Source organism: Paenibacillus pedocola (genome assembly GCF_031599675.1).
GTDB classification, from domain to species: domain Bacteria; phylum Bacillota; class Bacilli; order Paenibacillales; family Paenibacillaceae; genus Paenibacillus_AQ; species Paenibacillus_AQ pedocola.
Genome location: NZ_CP134223.1, coordinates 4,361,205 through 4,384,521 on the forward strand (window position 1 = coordinate 4,361,205; position 23,317 = coordinate 4,384,521).

Consider the following 23,317-nt stretch of genomic DNA (forward strand, 5'->3'; position numbering starts at 1 on the left):
ATTTAAAAGATGAACATTAATTGGATTCCCCGTCATCCCTGCCGAGCGAAATCACATGTATGGCAGACGATACGGTATTGACATACAGCACGCCGCTGCAGTCAGGGTAAATCAGTAAATACGGCAGAAGTGCATCCCGGAGCGCGCTGCCGGTGAATTCCAGCTCCTTACGGGGACGGGATAAAATCACCAGGTAAAAGGAATCCTCTTCTTTGCTGGCCACATAGTCGATAAACAGCCTGCTGTACATTGAAGATCCGTCAACATTAAAAGCAAGCGGGATTTTCAGTTTGCCGCCAATCACCTCGTACCCTGCTGCTTCGAGCCACTCAATGGAAGGATGCGGCGTAATCACACTGTTGATCGGCACCCGGTCCTTCAGGAAGGACCGCGGTGAACTCTGCAGCCATATATAGATCCGGTAAACCAGAAATATCGCAACCGCCAGTCCAATGAGCACCATAACGGTTTTATCAGAGCTTGCCAACACAATCACCTCGGTGATTTATTCGCTTGAGCAGCGCTGAAATCCTGCTTTTGGGATGCAGACTTCTCCATTCAAGCAAAAGAAACTCATCGTTTTTTCGATGAGTTTCCGTTGGTGTTCGCAGTAAAGGTTGCTGTGGCTTCCTTGATAACATCATCAGCCAACGCTGCGAAATTGTCATTAGGGCTGAGGGGAGCAGCCGCTGCTTCCAGCTGCGCTTCACCTGCGGCATCCTCTGCTTCAGGCAGCAGCTTCCAATGCGCCAGGAACTCAATGTTGCCTTCCCCGCCGGTAATCGGCGAGAACGTCAGGCCCTCCAGCCGGTAACCAAGCCCTGCAGCCATAGTCAGCACATTCACCAGCACTTCCTTATGAACCGCCGGATCACGCACCACGCCGGATTTGCCAACCTTCTCACGTCCTGCCTCGAACTGCGGTTTAATCAGTGCGGCAATGTCCGCCGGACGGTTCAGCAGTGCCTTGAGCGGAGGAAGGATAATTTTGAGCGAGATGAAGGATACATCAATGCTCGCGAAGTCCGGAACCGGACCCTGCAGGTCAGGAGGCGTCATATAACGGAAATTGGTCCGTTCCATCACGCTGACCCGCTCATCATTGCGCAGGCTCCAGTCCAGCTGGTTATAACCGACATCAATGGCATAGACGTAGCTTGCCCCGTTCTGCAGCGCACAATCAGTAAACCCGCCGGTGGAAGCCCCAATATCGAGCATAATCCGTCCATTCAGGCCGATCTCAAACTTGCGTAAAGCCTTCTCCAGCTTGAGGCCGCCGCGGCTGACATAAGGATGCACGGCGCCCTTCACTTTCAGGGTGGAGCTGCGGGGCACCTTCATGCCGGCTTTCTCGATCCGTTCTTCATCCGCCAGAACAAGACCGGCCATAATCGCAGCCTTAGCCTTCTCCCGGCTTTCATAAAAGCCTTGCTCCACTAACAATACATCTATCCGTTCTTTAGGGTGTTCCATGTTCATCTCCCGATCATTCTTGGGCTAACGAGTTTCTCTTCCGGACTTTAGGAAGTAGAAGTCGTCTTGTAGGTATATTTGCTGAGCGCCTTCATCGCTTTAATGCGTGCACACAGCGCTTCAACGGTAAGTCCGGTCTGCTGGCGCTGCTCCTTGACGGAACCGTGCTCGATAAAGATATCCGGAACGCCCATTAAATGGACACGGGCATCATAAATTTCTTGTTCCGAAAAGAATTCCAGCACTGCGCTGCCAAGGCTTCCCGCCTGGCTGGCTTCCTCCATCACTACCATAGAGGTTCCGGCATGGGCCAGTTCCAGCAGCATGGTATTGTCGAGCGGTTTCAGGAATCGTGCATTCACTACACCCACCTGAATGCCTTCTCGCTTAAGCACCTCTGCTGCTTCTTCCGCCACCTGAACCATCGGGCCGCAGGCCAGCACCGCATAATCGTCACCAGGCCGCAGCCGCTCCCAGGAACCGATCGGCAGAACGCGCAGTTCGGGATCCAGTGCCACACCGGTTCCGTCAATACGGGGATACCGGTAGGCAATCGGCCCGTCGTTATATTCCAGCGCTGTCTTCATCATATGGCGAAGCTCGTTCTCATCCTTCGGCATCATCATGACCATATTCGGAATATGACGCATAAAGGCAATATCGTATACCCCTTGATGGGTCTCGCCGTCAGCACCGACAAAGCCTGCCCGGTCAATCGCGAACATGACATTGGCGTTATGGCGGCAAATGTCATGGACGATCTGATCGTAGGCCCGCTGCATAAAGGTGGAGTAGACGGCGTACACCGGCTTCATCCCCTCCATGGCGAGTGCTGCGCAGAGCGTCGCGGCATGCTGCTCGGCAATACCGACATCGATCATCCGGTCAGGGAATTCCTTGGCAAACGGAAACAGTCCTGATCCGCCCGGCATTGCCGGAGTCACAGCAATGAGCCGTTTGTCCTCATGGCCCAGTTCAATCAGCGTCTGGCCGAACACTTCCGTGTACATCGGATTGCCGACAGCCTTAAGGGACTGGCCGGACTCGATTTTGTAAGGAGAAATCGCATGTGATTTGTAGAAATCGGTTTCAGCCGGTTTGTACCCTTTGCCCTTGGTAGTGAGCACATGCACCAGAACAGGTCCTGATACATTGTCCGCCTGATGGAAGGTTTCGATCATTTTCTCAATATCATGGCCGTCCACCGGACCCAGGTAAGTGAAGCCCAGTTCTTCAAAGAGTACACCCGGAACCATCATATATTTAAGGCTGTCTTTCAGCTTCTCAGCAGTCTTGGCCAGCTTCCCACCAATTGCCGGAATTCTTCTCAGCAGTCCTTCAACCTCATCTTTCGCACGCAGATAATGACGGTCCGAACGGATTTTGCTCAAATAATTGTGCATTGCCCCTACATTAGGAGCGATGGACATTTCATTATCATTCAGAATAACCATCAGCTTGCGGCGTTCATGGCCAATATGATTCAATGCTTCAAAGGCCATCCCGCCGGTCAGGGCACCATCGCCGATTACAGCGATAACTTTGTTGTCCTCGCCCTTAAGGTCACGTGCCATCGCCATTCCCATGGCTGCAGACAAGGAGGTGCTGCTGTGTCCGGCCTCCCAGACATCATGCTCGCTCTCCGAACGTTTCACAAAGCCGCAAAGTCCGTCTTTCTTGCGAAGGGTGTCAAAGCGGTCCTGGCGGCCGGTCAGAATTTTGTGGACATAAGCCTGGTGTCCTACGTCATATATCATTTTGTCCCGGGGACTGTCATAGCAGTAATGCAGGGCCAGTGTTAGCTCCACTACCCCCAGGTTGGATCCGAGGTGCCCGCCGGTTACAGTAAGCTTCTCAATCAGAAACCTACGGATCTCCTCTGCCAGAGTGTCCAGCTCAGGCACCGACAATGTTTTCAGTTGCTTCGGATCATTTATATTTGGAAGCAGCACGAGTCTTCCCCGCTTTCCTAGATGTTGTAAAATATAAACCCCATTATAACACAAACGAAACGGCTGTCGAAACACAGCCGCTTCCGAATTTTCCCTAATGATCTCTGGACATTAGATATGAGGCAATTTCCAGCAGGCGCGAATTGTCCGGAAAACCGCCTTCAAGCACCGCGCTGCGGGCCGCTTCCGTCAACTTCTTCACCTCAGCCCGCGAGGCTTCCAGTCCGATAAAATACGGGTAGGTAACCTTCTGCTGCTTGATGTCGCTGCCTGTCTTCTTGCCGAGCTTGCCTTCATCTCCAACCAGATCCAGAATATCATCCTGCACCTGGAAGGCTAAGCCAATCTGTGTACCGAATTCGCGCAGCGCTTCCAGCTGCCCGGCATCTGCTCCGGCAATCCTGCCGCCGGCAAGCAGCGAGAACACGATCAGATCCCCGGTCTTATGACGATGGATATATTGCAGCTGCTCCAGATCGGTAAGGCCCTGCTCACCCTCCATATCGGCCACCTGCCCGCCGACCATGCCGCGGGGACCGGCCATTTCCGCCAGATCCTCTACGATGGAGAGCGCCTGCTCTGCAGGTACACCGTGTCGGCGGGAAGCCTGCACAACACTATAAAAAGCATGTGTCAGCAGTGCATCTCCGGCCAGGATGGCGGTTGCTTCGCCGAATACCTTATGACTCGTGAGCTTGCCACGCCGGTAATCATCATTATCCATGGCCGGCAGATCATCATGAATCAGCGAGTAGGTATGCACCATCTCAATCGCTGCTGCCACCGGCAAGGCCGCCTCCCGGCTGCCCCCGAGCGCTTCACAGGCAGCTATAACCAGCAGCGGGCGAAGTCGCTTGCCTCCGGCCTGCAGGGAATAATCCATCGCTTCTTTTAAGTGGCCGGGCACATTCCAGTCTGCCGGAAGCGTTGTCTCCAGTTCCTGCATGACAGCCGAAGTAACTCCGGTAATATAATCCGCGAGCGTCTGGCGCGCGCCTTCTGCAGCGTTCATCTCCAGATTATGCTCAGACCGGCTCATCGCTGTCCCCTTCCAGCCGCGCGCCAAAAGGCTTCTTGCGCAGCTCCCCGTCCATCTCAGTGATCATTTCAATCTTGCGTTCTACCTGCTCCAGCTTGCTGCCGCAGAGCTGCGACAGCTTCATTCCCTGCTGAAACAAGTCGATGGCCTTTTCCAGGGGAACGTCGCCGTGCTCAAGCTCACGTACGATTTCCTCCAGCCGCCCCATTGCACCTTCAAAATCTAGCTCCGCTTCCTTCGTCATCGTCTTAGCCATCCTCCTTCATTCCCCAGACCTGGCAGCTTAGCTGTCCGTCATTCAGCTTTATGTTGACCACATCGCCGAGCTCTACTTCCTTCAGCGATTTGATTAAATGCTCTTCCTTCTCGTCGTACACGAGGCTGTAGCCCCGTGACATCACCTTCAGCGGGCTGAGCGCATCCAAATGGCGCAACTCGGCCACATAGCGCGAGCGCTTGTCCTGCAGGCGCGCCTGCATCGCACCCGCCAGCTGACGGGTGATGCCCTCCGTGCGCTGCCTGGCCGCATTAACACTGGCCTGCGGGTGAAACCGCTGCAGGCTGTGCCTGAGCACCGCCTGGCGCTCCTGCGCCCGGCGGTGCCGGCTCTCGGCTGCGCGGCTAAGCGCCGTGCGCAGCATGTCCAGCCGCTGCGCGTGCTGGGCCAGCTGGCGGCGAGGGCCGACCAGCGCCAGCGAGCGCTGCAGCGAAGCCAGGCGCTCGCCGCCGCGCTGGGAGCGGCGCAGCAGGCCCTGGCGCAGCCGCTGCTCAGCTGTGCGCAGCTGAGCAGCAAGCTCGGCGGCATGCGGCACTGCCAGCTCCGCCGCCGCCGTAGGGGTTGCCGCCCGGAGATCGGCGGCGAAATCGGCGATCGTGAAGTCGGTCTCATGACCGACGGCCGAGATCACCGGGATCTCTGAGCCGGCAATCGCCCGCGCGACGGCTTCTTCGTTGAAGGCCCACAGCTCCTCCAGTGAACCGCCGCCACGGCCGACGATCAGCACGTCGGCCTCGCCCATGGCGTTCATGTTCTGAATCGCCTTCACAATGGACGGGCCGGCCCCTTTGCCCTGCACCAGCACGGGATAGAGCACAACCGCCACCTGCGGAAAACGCCGCTGCAGGGTGATAATGATATCCCGTACAGCTGCGCCCGTCGGTGAAGTTATGACCCCGACACAACGCGGAAAGCGCGGCAGCGGCCGCTTGCGCTCCGCTGCAAACAGCCCTTCCTGCTCCAGCTTGCGCTTGAGCTGCTCGTAGGCCATATACAGGCTGCCGATTCCGTCAGGCTGCATATGGGTCGCATAGAACTGATACTGCCCGTCCCGTTCATATACCGTCACATTGCCTCTGGCGATGACCTTGGTGCCTTCCTTGGGAACAAAGGGCAGCCGCTGGTTATGCGAGGCGAACATAATCGCTTTGATCCGGCTGCTCTCATCCTTCAGCGTAAAATACATATGGCCGCTGCCATGATGGGTGAAATTAGAGATCTCACCGCGAATCCATACATCCGAGAGCAAAACGTCCGAATCCAGCTTCATGCGGATATAACGGTTAAGGTCTTTGATCGAGTAGACTTGCCGTTCTGCCGCCATAAGCAGCCTATTCCAAGCCGTGGCGGCGTTTGGCCGCAATCAGCGTATTACTCATCAGCATTGTAATGGTCATTGGGCCTACGCCGCCCGGCACTGGCGTAATATAGCCGGCCACTTCCTTGGCGCTTTCATAATCCACATCTCCGGCAAGCTTGCCGTTATCCAGACGGTTCATCCCCACATCGATCACAACTGCTCCCGGTTTCACATATGAGCCGTCAATGAAATTGGCGCGGCCGATCGCCACTACCAGGATATCTGCCTGGCGGCTGAGTTCAGCCATATTAGCTGTGCGGGAATGGCACATTGTCACTGTAGCATTCTCACGCTGCAGCAGCAGGGAAACCGGCTTGCCGACAATATTGCTGCGCCCGATCACTACGGCATGTTTACCGGATAGCCCCGTGCCCGTACGCTTGATCAACTCAATAACACCAGCAGGTGTACAAGGCAGCAGGCTATCATCCCCGATCATCAGATTGCCCACGTTCACCGGATGGAAGCCGTCAACATCCTTCTCAACAGCGATAGCATCAATGACCGCTTTCTCCTCAATATGCTTAGGAAGCGGCAGCTGGACAAGAATTCCGTCAATGTTGTCACGGCTGTTCAGCTCTGCCACAAGCGTGAGCAGCTCGTCCTGGGTAGTCGAAGCAGCCAGTCTGTGCACTTCGGAATGGAAGCCCAGTTCTATGCAAGACTTCTCTTTATTGCGGACATAGACCTGAGAAGCCGGATCTTCACCGACAAGCACGACAGCAAGACCGGGCTTCACGCCGCGTTCGGCCAGTTGTTTAACCTGCTGGGCAATGTCAATACGAATTTCGTCTGATACTTGTTTACCGCTGATGATTGCTGCTGTCATGTAAGTCTCTCCCCTTTTATCTACTGTAGATGGATGTTAAACCTTTAATGCCTTATCGTACGGTTTACAGATCGCCTTTTAGCGTGTCAACCTCTTGAATCATTTTCCCCAGTACACCGTTCACGAATTTTCCGGAGTCTTCCGTACCGAAATGCTTGGCCAGATCAATCGCTTCATTGACGGCAACCTTAGCCGGCACATCATCTGCAAAGACCATTTCAAAGGTGGCCAGACGCAGAATTTGGCGGTCAACGCGCGACAGGCGGCTCATCTGCCAGCCCTTTAAGTAATGCTCCAGCATGTCGTCAATTGCGACCTTATGCTCCCACACGCCGTTCACATGCTGCACAACATACGCCTTCAGCTCAATCTCATCCGTAATTACATGTTCCGTCTCATTCTCATCTGCAGCCTCGGCAATCAGCATCTCTACTGCTTCCGCGCTGTCTACATCGTTCATTTCCATCTGGTATAGGCTCTGGACAATAATCTCTCTTGCTAAACGTCTCTTCATGTGTTCCTCCTACAATCTTATCTCGCATACTTTTATATTGGTATTCCATTGTTTCTTGCTGTTTATAAAATAAATAATTGTATTTCATGCAGCTATTTTGAGCTAATATCAGCAAATTCTATCCCTAATTGTATTTCGTACAATTAAAAATCAGAAAAAGGGCTATTTCTGCGTTCGTTCCTGGATTTAATTGTACGAAATACAGTTAAACCAACATTGAGGTGTCTTAACAGCTTTTAGTTGCACAAAATACAATTACACTACTCTCTTCGTAACTTATCTTCACAAGAAGACATAGTTTTCTTAGCTCAGCAACAGATAGATTCTTCTCATCAAAAAAACCGCATAGCCTTTCCTCCGGCAAGCCAGGCAACTCAAAGGGACGGGTTCCATGCTCCGGGAGAAAGACTATCGCGGTTCATTTGAAGGGACGCCAGCGTCCGGATAGCCGCTGAGCCAGCTCCTGCCACTGAAACAGCGGGGGCTGTGCGGTATCCTTTCTTTTGCCGAGCGTATATCCGATGAACACTACCAGTGCAAAGAACAGCATATCCCAAAAACCGCTAATCAAATAAATCAATCCAAGAATAATACCGAAGGTTACTCCGGTAATTCTACCCCCGTGACTTTCCCATACTTCTCTCCAGGGCATAAGGGAAACTCACCTCTATTCCACTCGACTTTTGAAGCTTGGAGACTGTGTGAGGTTGGCAATATAGACCGACACGTCTGCAACCGGAATTCCGGTTGTTTCCTGCACGAAATCGTGCACCTGACGCTGGACCTCCGTCGTAAGCAGCGGCAGCGAATGCTCGCCGTCCACCACTGCGCGGATCATAATCTCAAGCCCGGCCTGCGAAACGCGTATGCGCGACTTCAGATCCCGGATGCCTTTGACTTTGCCGGCTGCTTTCAGGCTCAGGTTCTCAATCGTTTCCATGGAAATCTGTATGTCCCCGTATTCCGTACGCTGGTCTACCGAAGGCTGTGAAGCCCGGTCGCGGCGCAGAGAAATGTAGAAGAACCGGATGCTGAGCAGGAACAGAATGACAGCCACCGCAATTGCAGCAATATAGGCGGCCGGACCATCCTGTATTTCCAAGGTATCGGGAATTGCGCCGCTTAGAAGGAGGATGGCAATTACAGATAATATTCCGATGCTTAAGCTGTACAGAAACAGCAGAAGCCTGTCCAAAATTTTTGCCACGAGTCTCATAACCTCCTTAAATTAGAGTAAACCCTCGACGGTGCTGTCGGGGGTTTATGGATAAACGATGGCCCTTATTTCACGCGGAGAACCGCTTCTGTATCTTCGTTCTTATCTACATTGCTGGTCGTTTTGAACTGCACATCATGAATATGCACATTCACTTCGACTACGGTCAAACCGGTCATTGTCTCGATGGAACGTTTAACGTTGCGCTGAATTTCACCGGCTACTTCCGGAAGACGGTTGCCATATTCAATAATGACGGACACATCTACTGCAGCCTCACGCTGTCCAACCTCTACTTTGACTCCTTTGGACAGGTTTTTGCGTCCGAGAAGCTCGACAATTCCTCCCGCAAATCCGCCGCTCATGCCAGCCACGCCTTTAACTTCTACGGTTGCCAAACCAGCGATAACCTCGATCACTTCTGGAGCGATCTGGATTTCGCCGATTTCCGTACGTTCGTATTCCGTCGGCAATGTACTCATTTTGGACTTCAACCCTTTCAATAAAAAAGTTGTTCAACATTTCTAGCGGAGAGCACGTCTCTTATTAAACATACTATATCATTTGCCGAACTTTATGACAAACAATGTGAAGCCATCCTAAATTTCATATTCTTCAAGGAACTTGATATCGAAATTTCCGTCCAAAAACACAGGATGCTCCAGCAGCTTCTGATGGAATGGGATCGTGGTATGTATGCCTTCTACAGCAAATTCAGCGAGTGCCCGTTTCATCTTCGCAACCGCCTCCTGGCGCGTTGGCGCCCAGACGATCAGCTTGGCAATCATCGAGTCATAAAATGGCGAGATTGTATAGCCGGGATAAGCCGCACTGTCAACCCGTACTCCCAGTCCGCCCGGAGGCAGGTAAAAGCCGATTTTGCCCGGCGAAGGCATGAAGTTACGTTCCGGATCCTCCGCATTGATACGGCATTCGATCGACCAGCCGTTGATCACGATGTCTTCCTGCGTGAAGGAAAGCGGATTGCCTTCCGCCACCGAAATCATCTCCTTGATCAAATCAACGCCAGTCACCATCTCAGTTACCGGGTGTTCCACCTGAATTCTTGTGTTCATCTCCATGAAGTAGAACTGCCCGTCCGGTCCCAGCAGGAACTCAAGGGTACCTGCTCCGGAGTAATTCACGGCGAGTGCCGCACGTACAGCAGCCTGGCCCATCGCTTCGCGGATATCCGGTGTCAGCACGGAGCAAGGCGCTTCCTCCACCAGCTTCTGGCGGCGGCGCTGCACGGAGCAGTCGCGTTCGCCCAGGTGAACCACATTCCCGTGATTGTCGGCAATGATCTGAATCTCCACATGCTTCATGCCGGTAAGGAATTTCTCCAGGTATACTCCGGCATTGCCGAAGGCCTTCTGCGCTTCCTGCTGGGCAGCTGTAATCTGCTTCACCAGGGATTCCTCATCCTCGGCAATGCGGATACCTTTGCCTCCGCCGCCTGCGGTAGCCTTAACAATGATCGGATAGCCGATATCGCGGCCCAGCATAACTGCTTCCTCAACATCCCCTACCAGCCCGTCAGAGCCGGGAATGATGGGAACACCGGCAAGCTTCATCGTTTCCTTGGCCACAGCCTTGTCGCCCATACGGGTAATGGCATCCGGTGAAGGCCCGATAAAGGTGATATTGCAGGATTCGCAGATTTCTGCGAAATCGGCGTTCTCAGCCAAAAATCCGTAACCCGGATGGATAGCATCGCACTCGGTTAGAGTAGCCACACTCATAATATTGGTAAAGTTCAGATAACTATCCTTGGACGGCATCGGGCCGATGCAGTAAGCTTCATCCGCCAGCCGGACATGCAGTGAATCCCGGTCAGGCTCTGAATAGACCGCGACGGTGGAAATGCCCAGTTCACGGCAAGCTCTAATGATGCGGACCGCGATTTCACCGCGGTTGGCGATCAGCACTTTTTGAATGTTCATGCGTTTCCTCCCAAAGTTTAACGAGGCCTGCTAGCTCCTCTAGTTCTGCGGCGTTTACTCCGGTTTTACCAGAAACAGCGGCTGGCCGTATTCTACAAGCTGGCCGTTCTCGGCAAGCACGGACACGATTTCGCCCTTAACTTCCGCTTCCAGCTCATTCATCAGCTTCATCGCTTCAATGATACAGACCGTTGTTTTCTCATTCACCCGGTCACCTACACTTACAAAGGACGGGTTTTCCGGAGAAGCTGCACTATAGAAGGTTCCTACCATCGGAGAAACAATTTTATGTAATGCTCCTTCGGCAGAAGAGACCTGCGGCTGCACAGCAGCTGGAATCTCACTTGAAACCGTAGGTGCTACATGCTGCGGGCTCTGAGGCTGCGGTGCCGGCGTAAAGGGATAGACATAAGGAGCCGCCTGAATTGCGTTTCCATCAGCTTCAGGGCGATCCGGTTTACGTATAGCCAGCTTCATGCCTTCGCTTTCAATCTCCAGCTCATGTACAGAGGAGGTCTGGTCCAGCAATTTAATCAATTCCTTAATCTCACTTAACTTGAACATTTAATAGTTCACTCCTTCAGCTTTCTCTCGAAGCCACTTTTCTGGTGCGGACAAGAAGAAACGACCATGCCATCCATATAGGGACGGTATCCGTTTCTGCGGGAAAGAGAAGGATCATTTATTGCGTAAAGCAAATAAATTCTTATCTTTCAAGCAAAAAACGGCTACGCCGTTTCGCTATTCCTTGCATAGCTTCAGTTGTTTGCGCAATCCTGGGGTCGCTTTCATCAAGATAACTTTATGTATTATATCACAAACGCTAGAAATGGAAAGAGCCCGGGACAACCCGAGCTCTTTCGGCATTTTTTGCTGTATTCTTCAGTAAATTATTGCTCTGAAACATATTGGACTCTGATCTTGTCCTGGGTGACGCTCAGTTCCTTCATAACGAGATCAACAATGCCAACCGCCTCTTTCACATCCAGCTTATCGCTCTGCACAACCACTGTGTAGCTCTCGCCTGTTTCTTCTTTGACGATGGCTTCACCGTATTTTTGCTGTAATTTGGTTTCAATATCGTTGATTTTCGATTCTTTTTCTTCGAGCTTGCTGAGCTGCTCCTGGGCAACCGCGTTTTCGGCAGGCGTCTTCTCCATGTCATTGATCTGAGCAATCAGGTCATTGTAGTTCTTAAGATTCTGCTGCTCGCGTTCAAAAAGATAATTGTTGAACAAGCTGCTTGCGGAGGAGCTTTGGGCGGCAACCTCTTTCAGAATTTCATCATCGCCCTTAGCCGGTGTGTTGCCGGTTGAAGCACTCGCGGTGTCTTTATCTGCTGCAGCATCCGAATCTGCTGCGGCCGTCTTATCTGAATCCCCGCTTGTTGCAGCAACAGGTTTATCTTTAGTAGTCTCAGCGGCTTTGGTGTCCTCTGAAGCTGTAGTCGCTTTGCTGTCTTCTGTAATAGCAGCAGGGTCTGTAACAGCTGCCGGATCTGTAACAGCTGCTGTGCTGCTGTCATCGCCTGCTGTTGCATCCTTTGAATCAGCATCAGCTGCAAGCGCACCCTGTGTATCCACTTCATTGACAACCAGGCCGTTATCAAGCACCGTGGAGTCCGTTCCGCCTGTTCCGTTATCCGCGCTGTCTACCTGGATAGTTCCCGCCGTTTCCTTGGGGATAGAAGCACCTGTGTCTTCCGTAAATAAATAGTATGCCGAGAGCACCACCATCAAGCTAAGCATGGAAACCAACCAAATTGTTTGTCTTTTGCCCTTCATTCTTATTCCTCCTAAAAATTATTGATAGCATTTACTTCTTAGTAATCGCTTCGCAAACTCTCTTCACAGCCTAGAATCTATTCCTGCTTCCGCGGCACGACAGAGATGCGGTAGCTCGGCACATTCAGGCCTTTCTGGATCGCCTCTTCGATCAGTCCACGGACGACTTTATTCTCTGCGCCTTTGGCGACGACAAGGACGCCGCGCACCTGTGGTTTGATCCGTTTGGTGATAATCGGGGTTTCGTCTCCCGACTGGCTGTAGGTGACAATCTCACCGTCTCTTGTGTATTGAGTCGTATGGCGTTTGCCGCCGCTGGCATCGGTCTCTTCACTCTGCTGCTGCGAATCATTCATATTCCGCTGCACCACGATTTCCTCTGTAGAATCTACCGTTACCATGATGTCCACGGTTCCGACACCGACGATTTTCTCCAGAATTTCCTTGGTCCGCTCCTCCATCGCCTGTTCAATACCATCGAAAGAATTCGGAGAGCCCATATCCCCCTGCTGCAGGGTGGCCTGTGACGTTTCGCTGACCGGCGGCTCCCGCCCCGTGTTCTCACTGTCCAGCTTCTTCACATTCACGAAGGAATTGAACAGCATGATCGCCGCGCCCAGCAGTCCCAAAATGATCAGCCAGCGGAAGGTATGACTCCTTTTCGGACTGCCGGAGCCGCCGCCTGCCCATTGCTCCAGCTTCTTTAACCAATTGCCCACTTCTATCCCCCCTCGCAGGTTTCACATCGCTTTTCATGATTTCCCTGTATCCGCCCCGCTGCCTACTACCTGAATCAATTCACGCTCTAGATTCCAGTTCGCTTCCAGCAGCTTGATGATTGCTTCTGTATCGTTGTTAGCCGCTTTTCCGGCAGTACCATCAGCACCAGCTAGGTCTGCCTGTGAAGCAGCTGCCTCAGCGGCTGAAATGCCTAAATCCGCATTTTCTCCGTCAATTTCCACCTGCACAGGAGCTACCGGCTCGATTTCAATCGGCTCTGTTCCTGCTGCGATATCTGTATCTCCACCCGTGCTGCCGCTCTGTGCCGGTCCCGCCGCTGCCGGCAGGGAGACTGTTACCGAAGAAATTACTGGAACCTCATCACCGCCTAGACCGGCGGAGGATTTGCCCATCCCCAGCTTCACTGTAACTGTGGCTCCCTTCACGCCTGTACTGCCCGCAATCTGCTCCCGCATCTGTCCGGCCACTTCCTCTGCGGCCAGCTGGAGGCTCTGCTCCTTGGCTCCGGCTGCCAGCCTCCGCCCGTCCGCCAAAATTTTCTCCAGCGAACCTGCCCCTTTTCCCGCACCGGATAGAAGCCCGCCACCCTGCTCCTGCTGGACAATGGCGACGCTCAGCTCTTTCGCGGCATCCCCTTTCAGCAGGGAGACAATCGGGCTCAGCATCGTCAGCAGGACCAGCAGGCTGAGCACCAGCCTGGCGTAACGCTCCATCGACTTGCTTGGAAGCAGCATTTCCACAAAGGCAGCCATCAGAACCACCAGAATGAGCTCCCGCAGCCACCCGCCTAACCAGGTCATTGAGTACCTCCTAAAAGTTTGTGAGCATCCGCTTCATGAATCCTGCTTCGCAAACTGGCACCGGAAGCATCTGCTTAAGTTTTGTTGAGATTCCTTCTTCGAACTACTTCGTACAAAACTCACTTCGAAAGCATCTGCTTAGTTTGTGAGCATCCGGCTTCTTTACCTCATCATGACGGTGACATTGCCGGCGGTCAGCATGATTGTGACAGCCAGGAAGAACATCAGGGAGACCGCAGCCAGCGCCGCGAATACATAGATCATGCTTTTGCCGATGGTCTGCAGGCAGGATACGATCGGTGTATCACCCAGCGGCTGCATGACAGCGGCGGCTACATTGTAGATCAGCGCCAGAACCAATATTTTGATTGCCGGAAATGCGCAAAGGAACAGGATAATAATGACGCCTGAGAGCCCGATTGCATTTTTCACAAGCAGTGAAGCCGAGATCACCGTGTCCGTGGCGTCCGCGAACATTTTGCCGATGACCGGCACGAAATTACCTGTAATGTACTTGGCGGCCCGTATCGTTACACCGTCAGTCACCGAACTTGTGATGCCTCTGACCGAGATCACTCCGAGAAATACCGTCAGCAGCACGCCCAGCAGTCCGGCACCGATATTGCGCAGCAGATTAGCGAGCTGGGTCAGCTTGTATTTGTCCGACATGGCGCTCACCAGGTGCAGTACCGCCGAGAAAAACAGCAGTGGAAACACAATGGTGTGGATGAGCGTGCCTACGGTATGAATCATGAATACAATCAGCGGATGGGTGACCGACACGGTCACGATATTGCCCATGGACGCCAGCAGTGCGAACAGCAGCGGGATCATGGCCATCATGAAGTCGATCATCCGGTCAATCGCATCCTTTGCATACCCGATGGCGATATTGAAGCTGTTAACGGCGATGACGAGCACTACCATATAACAGAGCATATAGGCGATTTTACTGACGGATTTCCGTTCAAAAGCGGTCTGCAGCGTCTCCAGAATCATGCTCAGCACGCTGACCATCACGATCGTGACCAGCAGCTTGCCGTTATACAGCACTTCATGCCACATGAACCGGGTGAGCCCAGACAGGACACTTTTGAAGCTCAGCCCGTCCTCACCAGGAAGCAGCATATCCATCAGCGACGGCGTTTTACCGTCCGGAAAAAATCCCCCGTATTCCTTCATCAGCTGATCCCAGTATGATTCAACCCCGTCCATCGGCAGGTTCTCCACCTGACCCTTGACCCATCCGTCAACGGGTGAGGACGAACCACCTGAAGCTTGCGGAGCACTGGTGGCCCAGGCGGTGTCCGCATACCAGAGAAACAGCAGGCAGGGCAGGAGGAGCAGCAGCATTTTTAATTTCGGAGGCCGGAACACACTGCGCTCACACATGGGCTTACCACCGCCTTTCTCTGGTTTATTCTGGGCTTCAGCACGGTTCAGGCGGGCAGGAGCTTCATTACCGATTCGATAATAATGCTGATGATCGGCACCGCCAGTACCATGATCAGGACCTTGCCGGCCAGCTCAATTTTGGAGGCGATCGATTCCTGCCCGGCATCACGCACAATCTGCGCCCCGAACTCCGCGATATAGGAAATTCCGATAATTTTGAACACGGTTTTGATGTAGATCATTTCCATTCCCGAGGACTCCGCCACCCGCTCCAGCGTCCCCAGAATCGTGCCGATCTTGCCGATCAGGAACAGGAAAATCAGTATGCCTGCCGCCGTAGTCAGCAGAAAGGCGAACATCGGCTTTTGTTCCTTCAGCACAAGGATCAGCACCGTCGACAAGAGTCCTATTCCCACTACTTGAATAATTTCCATATCGCCTGCCTATTGAAAAAGAAAAATCGTTTTAATTTCCTGAAGCAGTCCGTCCAGCATGCGGATCACCATAAACAGCACGATGATAAATCCGACAATGGTCACCCAGTGGGCGATATCCTCTTTCCCCATCTGCTTAAGCACCGTGTGAATCATGGCGATGATGATGCCGATGCCGGCGATTTGAAAGATCGCGTTGACTTCAATATTCATTCCTGGCACCTCGCTAAAAGATCAAAATGACGATCAATGCTCCAAGCAGCAGACCCAGGCTTTTGCTCATTTTTTCATATTTGCCCTGATCTTCTCTGGCTACTGTCTCCTCCTGCTTCAATTGCTGCAGAGCCAGCGCAATATGCGTGCTCTGATTCGATCTGTCGCTTGTGCCCAGGGTGCAGCTCAGCTGCCGGATAATTTCCTTCTCCGTCCCCTTCAGGGCGGCGGATTTGAAGTGAAGCTCCATCGCCCGCTGAATGGCCTCCTCGGCACTGCGGTTCTGCGGCGGGCTCATCTCATCCGCCGCTGCGGTAAAAAAAGTCCGCAGCGGCTCTTTCGACTGCTGCCCGATTCGGTGCAGAGCCTCCGGCAGCGGGGTGTACCCGTACAGGATTTCGGTCTCCAGCCGCTGCAGGGCGGCGATGAGGGCTCTGATGTTCCTTGGCCTGTCTGCATACTGGGCAGCCCGCTTGAACCCGGCCAGCGTGCCGGCCAGCACGATCAGCACAGCTCCGAGCAGCTTAAGCATGGCGCTCACCGCCCAGCCGCTCCTCCGGCGAGATCAGCAGCAGCGCCCGCTTCTGCCCGTCCAGAATGCGGAAGGTAAGTCCCGCCTCTGTGCGGTGCAGAATGACGTACCGCTCGAACATCCGGTGCTCCAATAGTCCGCCAAGGCCGGGACGGCGGGCCAGCTCGGCCACTTCCTTGCCGTGTGCCGAGGCCACCACCGAGATGCCGGCATGCAGCGCTTCAGTGACGGCTTCGGCATCCTCCAGCCGCCCGATCTCATCGGCAATCAGCACATCCGGCGAGAGGGAGCGGATCATCATCATCATGCCTTCCGCTTTGGGACAGCCGTCGAGGATGTCTGTACGCGGCCCGACGTCAAAGGCGGGGATGCCGCGGCGGCTGCCGGCGATCTCCGAACGCTCATCGACGATGCCGACCTTCAGGCCCGCCCGGCTGCCCTCACGGCCTTCCCGGCTCCCCGCCGAGATCTGCCTGGCAAGGTCCCGGAGCAGCGTAGTCTTGCCGTGCTGCGGCGGTGAGAGGATCAGCGTATGCATGATCCGCTGCCGTCCCCGCTCCAGCAAGTACGGCAGCACGCTGTCGGCGATGCCCGGAATCTCGCGGGCAATCCGGACATTGAATCCGGTGATGTCCCGCAGATGCTCCACACCGCCGCCGCTAAGCACTGTCCGGCCTGAAAGGCCGATCCGGTGCCCTCCCGGAATGGTGATGAAGCCCTTGCGCAGCTCTTCTTCCATCGTATACAGTGAATGATTGCTGATCAGGTCGAGCAGCCGGTGCGTGTCCTCACGGCTTGGCTTGTACGCTTCGCCAGGATTTTGCGTCAGGCTGCCGCTCCCGGTAAGGAAATGATAGTGGCCGGAATAGTTGATCTCCAGCGGACGCCCTTCACGCACCCTGATTTCTTCTACTTTCGCGAGCAGCGGGAGCGGGAGTCCGTTCAGCAGCACCCTTACTTTTTCAGGAAACAATAAAAGCCAGTCATTTGCCATACAGAGTACCCCCAAGTTGTCCTCTACTTTTATAGCTTTATTCCATATTTATGCTTGTACCTGTGCTTTATGACTATCATCTATCATTTTTTCAAAATACCGATTAAGAGAAAGGCTACTCCGCAGCCAATCCAGCCCAGCTTGCCCCATGACAGCTCCTGAGCCATCCCTGAAAGGCCGACAGCCGTCGTCAGAATCAGTATGGTCGGTCCAACCAGGGCCAGCCCGGAATTGACCGCCAGCGCCTTATCTACCTGATTCAGCTTCAGCATGATTAGGGCAGCCGTTATTTCCACACTGCCGGAGAGCAGCCTAAGCACCGCCATCCAGCTTACATACTTGTCCAATCCGCTCCACTCCTTTTTCCAAATCTATTGCTAGAACTATTCTTTAGCTGTTTTAAAACAAGCTGTATTCCATGGATATGCGGAAGCATCCCACTTTAGACAGACAACCGAAAATCGGCAGGGCAGGGAAGCGGAATGTGAAAGAAATCATAGTGAAAGTAATCATAAAAAAATATCATCAGTGTGATAAAATAAATTTGTTATTTAGAGTTAAGCCTAATTGAAAATAGAAGTGCATGCGGTTGGTTAGACTAAGACATCCTTATATTTTCAGCATCAGGGCTTTCCTGCATCTGATTAAAGACAACTTAAAAGAGGGGATTTTTTATCATGCAAGTTCGTAATCTCGTAGTACCGCTCGTATCAAGCACTGTGGCTAAGCAGGTAAAAGATGTAGCTATCATTATTTTTTCAGCCTTTCTGGTTGCGAGCGGGCTCCGGCTGTTCCTTATTCCGCATCAGCTGCTAAGCGGCGGGGTGGCGGGGACGGCTTCCATCATCGGCTATCTGACAAATCCGAAATATATCTCACTGTATTATTTTGCAATTAATCTTCCAATTCTGATCTGGGGCTTTGTGGCCGTAGGTAAAAAATATATTTGTCTGAGCATGCTGTCAGTCGTGTCCACCACCTGGTTCCTGACTGTAATTCCGGTGATTAAGCTGACCAAGGATCCGATTCTGGCAAGTATTTTTGGCGGAGTGATCATTGCCGGCGGGGTAGGGTTTTCGCTTCGTGCGGGAGGATCTTCCGGAGGATTTGATATTTTAGGCTCAATTATTACCCGCAAACGCGATATTCCAATGGGGACTGTGCTGTTTGTAATGGACGGTCTGGTTATTCTGAGCCTCGGCTTCTTCAAGAGCTGGGACTCCGCCCTGTATGCGATGCTCTGTATCTTCGTCAAAAGCAGAGTTGTGGATATGATTCATATCCGCCATATTAAATTGACCTGCTTCATTGTAACGAAGGAACGGGAAAAAATGCTGGACCGCCTGACCCTGCTTCCGCACGGCGTCACCGTTGTCAATGCGGAGGGCGGATACAGCCATGAGGGCAACACGATGCTGATGACGGTCACGACACGCTATGAGCTGGCTGAGCTGCGGAAGACGATTCTGGAGACGGATCCCAAATCCTTTGTCAACGTGCTGGAGACGGTGGAGATCGTAGGCAGATTCAGACGGCTGGGTTAGCTGGAATTGAAAAAGCGCGCTCCCGGGCTCTATGCCCCGAAACACTACGCTGAAATCAACGGGACTTTTCCCACTATTTCCAGCTAGTTGCCCGTTTCCGCTGGAATCAAAGGGACTTTTCCCACTATTTCCGGCTAATTGCCCGTTTCCACTGAAATCAACGGGACTTTTCCCGCTATTTCCGGCTAATTGCCCGTTTCCGCTGCAATCAAAGGGACTTTTCCCACTATTTCCGGCTAATTGCCCGTTTCCGCTGAAATCAACGGGACTTTTCCTGCTATTTCCAGCTAGTTGCCCGTTTCCGCCTTCCCGCCTGCTTTCCGCAAATGCATAGATATTTCCTATACAGCAAAAAAAGGATGTCCCTCCAGCCCTACGGCTGAAGAAACATCCTTTTTTTTTCATATAAGCAGCGGCCTAGCGGCGGTCCTTAGGACCACCAACGAAGGCCTGCTCTTCTGTATCCAGGTTGTAGGCGGTGTGAAGCGCCTGGATGATCGTAGGCAGGTTACCTGATTCAATGACGCAGGACACCTTGATTTCAGAGGTACTGACCATCTTGATGCTGACCCCTTCGCCGGAGATCACTTCGAACATCTGTGCGGCAACCCCCGGGTGGCTGACCATACCTGCACCGACGATCGAAACTTTAACCAGATTATCCTCTGAGGTCACTTCGCGGTAAGGCAATTCGCTGTGCAGCCCTTCAATGACTCCCTTGGCCCGCTCAAGCTCGCTCAGCGCGAGTGTAAAGGAGAAGTCCGCTTTCCCGTTCTGGACACCGCTTTGCACGATAATATCAACATCAACGCCTTCAGCAGCCAGCTTGCCGAATACCTGGGCCAGTACGCCCGGAACATCCGGAACTCCCAGAATACTGATCCGCGCCACGTTCTTGTCATACGCAATACCACTAACTACAACTCCCTGCTCCATGCTTGCTTCCTCCTTCACAACAGTACCTTCATTATGATTAAAGCTTGATCTGACGACCAGCTTTACTTGATATCTTTTGGCATATTCAACGGCACGGGGATGGAGTACCGCAGCACCCAGGTTGGCCAGCTCCAGCATCTCGTCATAGGAAATCTCCTTCAGCTTGCGCGCCGTCTTCACAATACGCGGGTCCGTAGAATAAATTCCGTCGACATCCGTATAGATCTCGCAGACATCTGCTTTGATCGCGGCAGCCAGCGCTACAGCTGTCGTATCTGAACCTCCGCGGCCCAGTGTTGTAATCTCGCCGTCCAGCGTCATCCCCTGGAATCCGGCTACAATGACGATCTGTTCACGTTCCAGGGACTCCAGAACACGCCGCGGCACAATTTCGTTGATCCGGGCCCGTCCATGGGTCTCATCGGTGCGGAAGCCTGCCTGCCAGCCTGTATAAGAGACGGCATCCCTGCCAATCCCGTGCAGCGCGATGGACAGGAGAGCAACTGAAATTTGTTCCCCGGTCGTCATCAGCATATCCATTTCGCGTGCAGGCGGCTGCTCATTCAGCTGTTTGGCCTGATCGATCAAATCATCCGTAGTATCCCCCATAGCGGATACCACCACAACGCAGCGGTGACCTTCATCCTGCTTGTCTGCGATGCGCTTAGCGACCCGTTTCATACGTTCAATGTCGCCGACGGAGCTGCCTCCGAATTTCATGACATAAAGTGACAAAGTCCCATTCACTCCCTATTTCGCTCTATGAAGCTTATATTTGGTTTAACGCTTTAACCCAGTATAATACGAAATTCATATCAAGCGTTAATGGTTTCACAAAAAAAACCTCCGCCGCTATGCGGGGAGGCCTTCTTGAAAGCGGACTGCGGCTAATGCCGTACTTGTCCTATGCGCGGGAAATGTATTTACCTTCGCGGGTATCGATCAGGAGAACATCTCCCTCATTAATGAACAGCGGAACCTGTACAGTATGGCCGGTTTCCAGCGTAGCCGCCTTAGTTGCGCCTTGAGCTGTGTTGCCCTTAACGCCCGGTTCTGTTTCAGTAACCTTCAGCTCAACACTTGTAGGCAGGTTGATTCCGAGGATCTCGCCCTGGTAGCTGACGATGTTAACCGTCATATTCTCTCTCAGGAAGTTAAGCTCCCATTCCAGCTGCTTGGCACTGAGCTCAAACTGGTCATAGGTTTCATTGTCCATGAATACATGCTCTGCACCGCTGGCATACAGATACTGCACACCACGGTTTTCGATAATTGCGCGGCCGATCGTTTCACCGGCACGGAATGTACGCTCAACAGTGTTGCCGTTGCGCAGGTTCTTGAGCTTGGAGCGGACAAATGCCGCGCCTTTACCCGGCTTTACGTGCTGGAAATCAAGAACGGTAAAAATATCTCCGTCAACCTCTACGGTCAAACCTGTTTTAAAATCATTAACTGAAATCACTAAAAATCCCTCCTGGATTAATTAACATGATAAAGCAGAATTACAGTACAAGATAATCCTTCGACGAATGCGTCAGCAGAGTAATGCCGCTCTCCGTGATCACGATGTCGTCTTCAATCCGCACGCCGCCAAGACCTGACAGATAGATTCCCGGTTCCACGGTAACGACCATCCCCGGCTCCAGAATCTCATCGGCAAGCTTGGACAAACGCGGCCATTCATGAACCTCCATGCCCAGACCGTGCCCGGTGCTGTGGCCGAAGTATTCTCCGTAGCCGTAACGGGTAATGATGTCGCGCGCCAAAGCGTCGGCTTCCCGTCCGGTCATGCCCGGCTTGATGTTCGCCAGCGTGTGCAGCTGGGCTTCAAGCACGACGTCATAGATTTCCTTCAGCTTCGGATCGGGAGTCCCCAGTGCAATAGTGCGGGTTACATCCGAACAGTAGCCGTCAAGCAGCGCCCCGAAATCGAAAGTAACGAATTCGTTGTTCTGAATCACCTTGCTGCTGGCCACACCATGCGGCATGGCGGAACGTTCGCCTGAGGCGACGATCGTATCAAACGATGAAGAGGTTGCGCCGTGGGTGCGCATGTAGAATTCCATTTCCAGATCAACATCACGCTCGGTCATGCCGGGCTTGATCACATTCAGAATATGACTGAAGGTCGCATCCGCCAGATCCGCCGCCCGCTGCATCACAGCCAGCTCGTCCTCGTCCTTGAACATGCGCAGATTCTCTACAGACTTAGATACCGGAACCAGGACTGCAGGCTGCAGCGCTGCAGCATAAGCCGTATATGCGCTGAAGGTAACGTCATCCTGTTCAAAGCCGACTCGGACCGAGCCGCCCTGCGGAAGCAATTCACGCACAGTGTCAATGAATTTTGGACCATGCTCAACAACCTTTAACCCTGCTACCTGTTCTGCCGCCTGTGTCCGGTACCGGAAGTCAGTCAACAGATAACTCTCATCACCAGTGACCAGCACGTAACCGGAGGAGCCGGTGAATCCGCTCAAATAACGGCGGTTAATGCCGCTGGTAATTAACATCGCATCCAATCCCTGTTCCTGCAAAACCTTACGCAGCTTGGAGACGCGCTTGTTGCCCATTCTCATTCTCCTCTCGAAATAGCCACATTGTATTTTAACATAGGGTCATGCCCTTGAGAAGTTTTTTCGGGCGTTCAGGCAAGCTTTGTCCGCTGTTCGCGTTTTCGTTCATCAGTATATTCAATTGCCGCTGTGTAGCCGATGAATAATCCCCAGAGTAAAGAGATGCAAAACTCGCTGACGACAGAGTTCCAGGGCAGCTTGAACATGGGCTGCAGCAGGAACATCCATGAGCCGGCAATGAAAATTCCCGCCCACCAGAGCATGCCGTAAATCATCCCCGGCCAAGGCCCTTTCAGCTTGCGGAAAATCAGCACATAGATCAGTGATGCAATTACAGAAAACGCGATATAAAACAAATATCCGAGCAGATGCCCGGCAGGCTTGATTAAGAACTCATGCTTAAAAAAGGGCTCCGCCAAAAAGCCCGGGATCACCTTAGTGAAATGCAGTGTATACATCAGCCAGCGGATACCTCCCCAGATCAATCCCGCAAATATCCCCAGTTCAATCGCAAAAAAGAATTGATTCGTATGTTCAGTTTCTCTCTTGACTGCTTTATTCATTATATAGCCTCACTTTCAGGTAAATGGTGTGCGGTACGCTTCTCAGATCTCTATATGCTAGTATGCTCAGGAAAAGGCAATCCAACTAGCAATGTAAGCATAAATTAGTTACAATGGATTATATAAATCATATTAATATGCGGGAAGGTGAATTGGTTGTCCCAGGAAACTCCCAGTTACGGCGGCCAAGCCGTTATCGAAG

Annotated in this window: 27 protein-coding genes; 1 reads left to right on the forward strand and 26 read right to left on the reverse strand. The window is 52.8% G+C overall.

What is annotated here, in order from left to right:
• Positions 1–16: 16 nt before the first annotated feature.
• The 22 genes from QU597_RS19460 to QU597_RS19565 form a co-directional block, all read right to left on the reverse strand.
• Positions 17–487 (reverse strand): hypothetical protein, encoded by a 471-nt coding sequence (locus QU597_RS19460; RefSeq protein WP_310829439.1) that lies wholly within the window; start codon positions 485–487, stop codon positions 17–19.
• 86 nt (positions 488–573) lie between these two features.
• On the reverse strand, positions 574–1,473 hold the full coding sequence (locus QU597_RS19465; protein WP_310829440.1) for a TlyA family RNA methyltransferase: 900 nt from the start codon (positions 1,471–1,473) through the stop codon (positions 574–576).
• Between the two features lie 47 nt (positions 1,474–1,520).
• Entirely contained in the window at positions 1,521–3,425 is a 1,905-nt protein-coding gene (gene dxs / locus QU597_RS19470) for a 1-deoxy-D-xylulose-5-phosphate synthase (protein ID WP_310829441.1), read from the reverse strand.
• A gap of 94 nt (positions 3,426–3,519) precedes the next feature.
• Positions 3,520–4,371 (reverse strand): polyprenyl synthetase family protein, encoded by an 852-nt coding sequence (locus tag QU597_RS19475; protein WP_310833360.1) that lies wholly within the window; start codon positions 4,369–4,371, stop codon positions 3,520–3,522.
• A 79-nt stretch (positions 4,372–4,450) separates the two neighbouring features.
• Positions 4,451–4,708, reverse strand: coding sequence for an exodeoxyribonuclease VII small subunit (gene xseB, locus QU597_RS19480; RefSeq protein WP_236332012.1), 258 nt, complete (start codon positions 4,706–4,708; stop codon positions 4,451–4,453).
• A 4-nt stretch (positions 4,709–4,712) separates the two neighbouring features.
• Positions 4,713–6,065, reverse strand: a complete 1,353-nt coding sequence (gene xseA, locus QU597_RS19485) for an exodeoxyribonuclease VII large subunit (RefSeq protein ID WP_310829442.1) — start codon at positions 6,063–6,065, stop codon at positions 4,713–4,715.
• A gap of 7 nt (positions 6,066–6,072) precedes the next feature.
• Complete coding sequence (folD, locus tag QU597_RS19490; RefSeq protein WP_310829443.1) at positions 6,073–6,930, reverse strand: bifunctional methylenetetrahydrofolate dehydrogenase/methenyltetrahydrofolate cyclohydrolase FolD; 858 nt, start codon at positions 6,928–6,930, stop codon at positions 6,073–6,075.
• 64 nt (positions 6,931–6,994) lie between these two features.
• Entirely contained in the window at positions 6,995–7,444 is a 450-nt protein-coding gene (nusB, locus tag QU597_RS19495) for a transcription antitermination factor NusB (protein WP_236332017.1), read from the reverse strand.
• Positions 7,445–7,862: 418 nt separating this feature from the next.
• Positions 7,863–8,096, reverse strand: coding sequence for a DUF2273 domain-containing protein (locus tag QU597_RS19500; RefSeq protein WP_310829444.1), 234 nt, complete (start codon positions 8,094–8,096; stop codon positions 7,863–7,865).
• A 15-nt stretch (positions 8,097–8,111) separates the two neighbouring features.
• Positions 8,112–8,651, reverse strand: coding sequence for an alkaline shock response membrane anchor protein AmaP (amaP, locus tag QU597_RS19505; protein ID WP_054941494.1), 540 nt, complete (start codon positions 8,649–8,651; stop codon positions 8,112–8,114).
• 74 nt (positions 8,652–8,725) lie between these two features.
• A complete protein-coding gene (locus QU597_RS19510) occupies positions 8,726–9,142 on the reverse strand; it encodes an Asp23/Gls24 family envelope stress response protein (RefSeq protein ID WP_310829445.1) in 417 nt (138 codons plus the stop codon).
• Between the two features lie 117 nt (positions 9,143–9,259).
• The gene (gene accC / locus QU597_RS19515) at positions 9,260–10,603 is read right to left on the reverse strand and encodes an acetyl-CoA carboxylase biotin carboxylase subunit (RefSeq protein WP_310829446.1); all 1,344 of its coding nucleotides are present in this window, start codon (positions 10,601–10,603) and stop codon (positions 9,260–9,262) included.
• Between the two features lie 54 nt (positions 10,604–10,657).
• Positions 10,658–11,167 carry an acetyl-CoA carboxylase biotin carboxyl carrier protein gene (accB, locus tag QU597_RS19520; protein WP_054941497.1) on the reverse strand — a complete coding sequence of 170 codons (510 nt, stop codon included), beginning with the start codon at positions 11,165–11,167 and terminating at the stop codon, positions 10,658–10,660.
• A 326-nt stretch (positions 11,168–11,493) separates the two neighbouring features.
• On the reverse strand, positions 11,494–12,387 hold the full coding sequence (locus tag QU597_RS19525) for a SpoIIIAH-like family protein (RefSeq protein WP_310829447.1): 894 nt from the start codon (positions 12,385–12,387) through the stop codon (positions 11,494–11,496).
• Between the two features lie 77 nt (positions 12,388–12,464).
• Positions 12,465–13,106 carry a stage III sporulation protein AG gene (gene spoIIIAG / locus QU597_RS19530; protein ID WP_310829448.1) on the reverse strand — a complete coding sequence of 214 codons (642 nt, stop codon included), beginning with the start codon at positions 13,104–13,106 and terminating at the stop codon, positions 12,465–12,467.
• A gap of 33 nt (positions 13,107–13,139) precedes the next feature.
• Positions 13,140–13,928 carry a stage III sporulation protein AF gene (spoIIIAF, locus tag QU597_RS19535; RefSeq protein WP_310829449.1) on the reverse strand — a complete coding sequence of 263 codons (789 nt, stop codon included), beginning with the start codon at positions 13,926–13,928 and terminating at the stop codon, positions 13,140–13,142.
• Positions 13,929–14,090: 162 nt separating this feature from the next.
• Positions 14,091–15,320 carry a stage III sporulation protein AE gene (gene spoIIIAE, locus QU597_RS19540; RefSeq protein WP_054941501.1) on the reverse strand — a complete coding sequence of 410 codons (1,230 nt, stop codon included), beginning with the start codon at positions 15,318–15,320 and terminating at the stop codon, positions 14,091–14,093.
• A 47-nt stretch (positions 15,321–15,367) separates the two neighbouring features.
• The gene (gene spoIIIAD, locus QU597_RS19545) at positions 15,368–15,757 is read right to left on the reverse strand and encodes a stage III sporulation protein AD (RefSeq protein ID WP_310829450.1); all 390 of its coding nucleotides are present in this window, start codon (positions 15,755–15,757) and stop codon (positions 15,368–15,370) included.
• A gap of 9 nt (positions 15,758–15,766) precedes the next feature.
• Positions 15,767–15,970, reverse strand: a complete 204-nt coding sequence (spoIIIAC, locus tag QU597_RS19550) for a stage III sporulation protein AC (RefSeq protein WP_020426549.1) — start codon at positions 15,968–15,970, stop codon at positions 15,767–15,769.
• 13 nt (positions 15,971–15,983) lie between these two features.
• On the reverse strand, positions 15,984–16,502 hold the full coding sequence (gene spoIIIAB / locus QU597_RS19555; protein ID WP_236333210.1) for a stage III sporulation protein SpoIIIAB: 519 nt from the start codon (positions 16,500–16,502) through the stop codon (positions 15,984–15,986).
• Entirely contained in the window at positions 16,495–17,496 is a 1,002-nt protein-coding gene (gene spoIIIAA / locus QU597_RS19560; RefSeq protein ID WP_310829451.1) for a stage III sporulation protein AA, read from the reverse strand. Before spoIIIAA ends, spoIIIAB begins: the two co-directional genes overlap by 8 nt.
• Before the next feature lie 83 nt (positions 17,497–17,579).
• The gene (locus QU597_RS19565) at positions 17,580–17,843 is read right to left on the reverse strand and encodes a YqhV family protein (protein WP_423802782.1); all 264 of its coding nucleotides are present in this window, start codon (positions 17,841–17,843) and stop codon (positions 17,580–17,582) included.
• A 330-nt stretch (positions 17,844–18,173) separates the two neighbouring features.
• Here QU597_RS19565 and QU597_RS19570 point away from each other — a divergent pair, with 330 nt between their 5' ends.
• On the forward strand, positions 18,174–19,040 hold the full coding sequence (locus tag QU597_RS19570) for a YitT family protein (protein ID WP_236332034.1): 867 nt from the start codon (positions 18,174–18,176) through the stop codon (positions 19,038–19,040).
• Positions 19,041–19,457: 417 nt separating this feature from the next.
• Here the strand turns inward: QU597_RS19570 and QU597_RS19575 are convergent, their stop codons facing one another.
• From QU597_RS19575 to QU597_RS19590, 4 genes are all read right to left on the reverse strand, one after another.
• Positions 19,458–20,711, reverse strand: coding sequence for an aspartate kinase (locus QU597_RS19575; protein ID WP_310829452.1), 1,254 nt, complete (start codon positions 20,709–20,711; stop codon positions 19,458–19,460).
• A gap of 169 nt (positions 20,712–20,880) precedes the next feature.
• Positions 20,881–21,438, reverse strand: coding sequence for an elongation factor P (gene efp / locus QU597_RS19580; protein WP_054941504.1), 558 nt, complete (start codon positions 21,436–21,438; stop codon positions 20,881–20,883).
• A gap of 40 nt (positions 21,439–21,478) precedes the next feature.
• Positions 21,479–22,549 carry a M24 family metallopeptidase gene (locus QU597_RS19585; RefSeq protein WP_310829453.1) on the reverse strand — a complete coding sequence of 357 codons (1,071 nt, stop codon included), beginning with the start codon at positions 22,547–22,549 and terminating at the stop codon, positions 21,479–21,481.
• Positions 22,550–22,623: 74 nt separating this feature from the next.
• Positions 22,624–23,115, reverse strand: coding sequence for a YqhR family membrane protein (locus tag QU597_RS19590; RefSeq protein ID WP_310829454.1), 492 nt, complete (start codon positions 23,113–23,115; stop codon positions 22,624–22,626).
• Positions 23,116–23,317: the final 202 nt, after the last annotated feature.

Excerpts from the sequence above, each read along its gene's own strand:
- QU597_RS19465 (WP_310829440.1), bottom strand. The coding sequence starts at position 1,473 with ATGGAACACCCTAAAGAACGGATAGATGTATTGTTAGTGGAGCAAGGC.
- QU597_RS19475 (WP_310833360.1), bottom strand. The coding sequence starts at position 4,371 with ATGCAGGAACTGGAGACAACGCTTCCGGCAGACTGGAATGTGCCCGGC.
- xseB (WP_236332012.1), bottom strand. The coding sequence starts at position 4,708 with ATGACGAAGGAAGCGGAGCTAGATTTTGAAGGTGCAATGGGGCGGCTG.
- xseA (WP_310829442.1), bottom strand. The coding sequence starts at position 6,065 with ATGGCGGCAGAACGGCAAGTCTACTCGATCAAAGACCTTAACCGTTAT.
- folD (WP_310829443.1), bottom strand. The coding sequence starts at position 6,930 with ATGACAGCAGCAATCATCAGCGGTAAACAAGTATCAGACGAAATTCGT.
- nusB (WP_236332017.1), bottom strand. The coding sequence starts at position 7,444 with ATGAAGAGACGTTTAGCAAGAGAGATTATTGTCCAGAGCCTATACCAG.
- QU597_RS19500 (WP_310829444.1), bottom strand. The coding sequence starts at position 8,096 with ATGCCCTGGAGAGAAGTATGGGAAAGTCACGGGGGTAGAATTACCGGA.
- QU597_RS19510 (WP_310829445.1), bottom strand. The coding sequence starts at position 9,142 with ATGAGTACATTGCCGACGGAATACGAACGTACGGAAATCGGCGAAATC.
- accC (WP_310829446.1), bottom strand. The coding sequence starts at position 10,603 with ATGAACATTCAAAAAGTGCTGATCGCCAACCGCGGTGAAATCGCGGTC.
- accB (WP_054941497.1), bottom strand. The coding sequence starts at position 11,167 with ATGTTCAAGTTAAGTGAGATTAAGGAATTGATTAAATTGCTGGACCAG.
- QU597_RS19525 (WP_310829447.1), bottom strand. The coding sequence starts at position 12,387 with ATGAAGGGCAAAAGACAAACAATTTGGTTGGTTTCCATGCTTAGCTTG.
- spoIIIAF (WP_310829449.1), bottom strand. The coding sequence starts at position 13,928 with ATGACCTGGTTAGGCGGGTGGCTGCGGGAGCTCATTCTGGTGGTTCTG.
- spoIIIAE (WP_054941501.1), bottom strand. The coding sequence starts at position 15,320 with ATGTGTGAGCGCAGTGTGTTCCGGCCTCCGAAATTAAAAATGCTGCTG.
- spoIIIAD (WP_310829450.1), bottom strand. The coding sequence starts at position 15,757 with ATGGAAATTATTCAAGTAGTGGGAATAGGACTCTTGTCGACGGTGCTG.
- spoIIIAC (WP_020426549.1), bottom strand. The coding sequence starts at position 15,970 with ATGAATATTGAAGTCAACGCGATCTTTCAAATCGCCGGCATCGGCATC.
- spoIIIAB (WP_236333210.1), bottom strand. The coding sequence starts at position 16,502 with ATGCTTAAGCTGCTCGGAGCTGTGCTGATCGTGCTGGCCGGCACGCTG.
- spoIIIAA (WP_310829451.1), bottom strand. The coding sequence starts at position 17,496 with ATGGCAAATGACTGGCTTTTATTGTTTCCTGAAAAAGTAAGGGTGCTG.
- QU597_RS19570 (WP_236332034.1), top strand. The coding sequence starts at position 18,174 with ATGCAAGTTCGTAATCTCGTAGTACCGCTCGTATCAAGCACTGTGGCT.
- QU597_RS19585 (WP_310829453.1), bottom strand. The coding sequence starts at position 22,549 with ATGGGCAACAAGCGCGTCTCCAAGCTGCGTAAGGTTTTGCAGGAACAG.
- QU597_RS19590 (WP_310829454.1), bottom strand. The coding sequence starts at position 23,115 with ATGAATAAAGCAGTCAAGAGAGAAACTGAACATACGAATCAATTCTTT.